Below are 2,941 nucleotides of genomic sequence, written 5' to 3' on the forward strand. Positions count from 1 at the left end.
GTCTTACATACTGGGAAATCTCATCTTGAGGGGGGCTTCACGCTTAGATGCTTTCAGCGCTTATCCCTTCCGTACTTGGCTATCCAGCCGTGCTCCTGGCGGAACAACTGGTACACCAGCGGTACGTCCATCCCGGTCCTCTCGTACTAAGGACAGCTCCTCTCAAATTTCCTACGCCCGCGACAGATAGGGACCGAACTGTCTCACGACGTTCTGAACCCAGCTCGCGTACCGCTTTAATGGGCGAACAGCCCAACCCTTGGGACCTACTTCAGCCCCAGGATGCGATGAGCCGACATCGAGGTGCCAAACCTCCCCGTCGATGTGGACTCTTGGGGGAGATAAGCCTGTTATCCCCAGGGTAGCTTTTATCCGTTGAGCGATGGCCCTTCCATTCGGTACCACCGGATCACTAAGCCCGACTTTCGTCCCTGCTCGACCTGTTTGTCTCGCAGTCAAGCTCCCTTATGCCTTTGCACTCTTCGAATGATTTCCAACCATTCTGAGGGAACCTTGGGGCGCCTCCGTTACACTTTAGGAGGCGACCGCCCCAGTCAAACTGCCCACCTGACACTGTCCTCGTACCGGGTCACGGTACCAAGTTAGAACTCCGATACGATCAGGGTGGTATCCCAACGTCGCCTCCACACAAGCTGGCGCTCATGCTTCAAAGGCTCCCACCTATCCTGTACAGATCGTACCAAAGTCCAATATCAAGCTGCAGTAAAGCTCCATGGGGTCTTTCCGTCTTGTCGCGGGTAACCTGCATCTTCACAGGTATTAAAATTTCACCGGATCTCTCGTTGAGACAGCGCCCAAGTCGTTACGCCATTCGTGCGGGTCAGAATTTACCTGACAAGGAATTTCGCTACCTTAGGACCGTTATAGTTACGGCCGCCGTTTACTGGGGCTTCGGTTCACAGCTTCGGATTGCTCCTAACCGCTCCCCTTAACCTTCCAGCACCGGGCAGGCGTCAGCCCGTATACTTCGCCTTGCGGCTTCGCACAGACCTGTGTTTTTGCTAAACAGTCGCTTGGGCCTTTTCACTGCGGCCCCCTCGGGCTATTCACCCTACCGAGGCACCCCTTCTCCCGAAGTTACGGGGTCATTTTGCCGAGTTCCTTAACGAGAGTTCTTCCGCGCGCCTTAGCATGCTCTGCTCGCCTACCTGTGTCGGTTTGCGGTACGGGCACCTTCTCCCTGGCTAGAGGCTTTTCTTGGCAGCTTGAACTCATGACCTTCGGTACTGTAATTTTCCCTCCCCATCACAGCCCAGCCTTACGGTATGCGGATTTGCCTGCATACCAGCCTCACTGCTTGGACGAGCATCCATCAGCTCGCGTCACTATCCTTCTGCGTCACCCCATCGCTCATAACGGTTCACGGTGGTACAGGAATTTCAACCTGTTGTCCTTCGACTACGCCTTTCGGCCTCGCCTTAGGTCCCGACTTACCCTGAGCGGACGAACCTTCCTCAGGAACCCTTAGGCTTACGGCGGATCAGATTCTCACTGATCTTTTCGTTACTCATACCGGCATTCTCACTTGTATGCAGTCCACCAGTCCTCACGATCTAGCTTCTACCCGCATACAACGCTCCCCTACTGCCCATAATGGACCCATAGCTTCGGTGGTGTGTTTAGCCCCGTTACATTTTCGGCGCAGAGTCACTCGACCAGTGAGCTATTACGCACTCTTTCAATGGTGGCTGCTTCTAAGCCAACATCCTGGTTGTCTGTGCAACTCCACATCCTTTCCCACTTAACACACACTTGGGGACCTTAGCTGATGATCTGGGCTGTTTCCCTCTTGACAATGGATCTTAGCACTCACTGTCTGACTCCCGGGATAACGTCTGTGGCATTCAGAGTTTGACTGGACTTGGTAACCCTTGGCGGGCCCCGCACCCAATCAGTGCTTTACCTCCACGACGCATCTCCCGAGGCTAGCCCTAAAGCTATTTCGGGGAGAACCAGCTATCTCCGAGTTCGATTGGAATTTCTCCGCTACCCCCACCTCATCCCCGAATTTTTCAACATTCGTGGGTTCGGGCCTCCAGTGCGTGTTACCGCACCTTCACCCTGGGCAGGGGTAGATCACACGGTTTCGGGTCTACGTCCACGTACTCATGCGCCCTATTCAGACTCGCTTTCGCTGCGGCTACGGCTTCTCACCTTAACCTCGCACGGGAACGTAACTCGCCGGTTCATTCTACAAAAGGCACGCCATCACCCGTTAACGGGCTCTGACTTCTTGTAAGCACACGGTTTCAGGTTCTATTTCACTCCGCTCCCGCGGTTCTTTTCACCTTTCCCTCACGGTACTGCTTCACTATCGGTCACCAGGGAGTATTTAGCCTTGGCAGATGGTCCTGCCGGATTCAGACGGGGTTTCACGTGTCCCGCCCTACTCAGGATACGCCTAGGATGTTCGCAGACTTTCGGCTACGGGGCTCTTACCCACTATGGCCAGCCTTTCCAGACCGGTTCACCTAACCTGCTGCATCCACATCGGCGTCCTACAACCCCAGAGGGCAAGCCCTCTGGTTTGGGCTAATCCGCTTTCGCTCGCCGCTACTGACGGAATCACTTTTGTTTTCTTTTCCTGAGGGTACTTAGATGTTTCAGTTCCCCTCGTCTGCCTCCAATGCAGCTATGTATTCACTGCATGGTACGTGAGAATTACCTCACGTGGGTTCCCCCATTCGGACATCCCCGGATCAAAGCCTGCTTACGGCTCCCCGAGGCATTATCGTTGTTCGCCACGTCCTTCTTCGGCTCCTGGTGCCTAGGCATCCTCCGTGTGCTCTTTCTAGCTTATCCTGATCGCTCGGAGTATATCTTTTCTCGCTCCGCTTGTCTTCGACAAAAGTCGCTCCAAAAGATATATCCTCGCTAGCTAAGTTGCTAGTAAAACTAAGGATGATTCAGCTTTACGCTT

At 54.1% G+C, this 2,941-nt stretch carries 1 rRNA gene; it reads right to left on the reverse strand.

The window, feature by feature from the left end:
• Nucleotides 1-2,823, reverse strand: a 23S ribosomal RNA gene (locus QJ48_RS05050); the annotation flags it as partial.
• Nucleotides 2,824-2,941: the final 118 nt, after the last annotated feature.

It is taken from the genome of Paenibacillus sp. A3 (assembly GCF_001399685.1).
Classification (GTDB): domain Bacteria; phylum Bacillota; class Bacilli; order Paenibacillales; family NBRC-103111; genus Paenibacillus_G.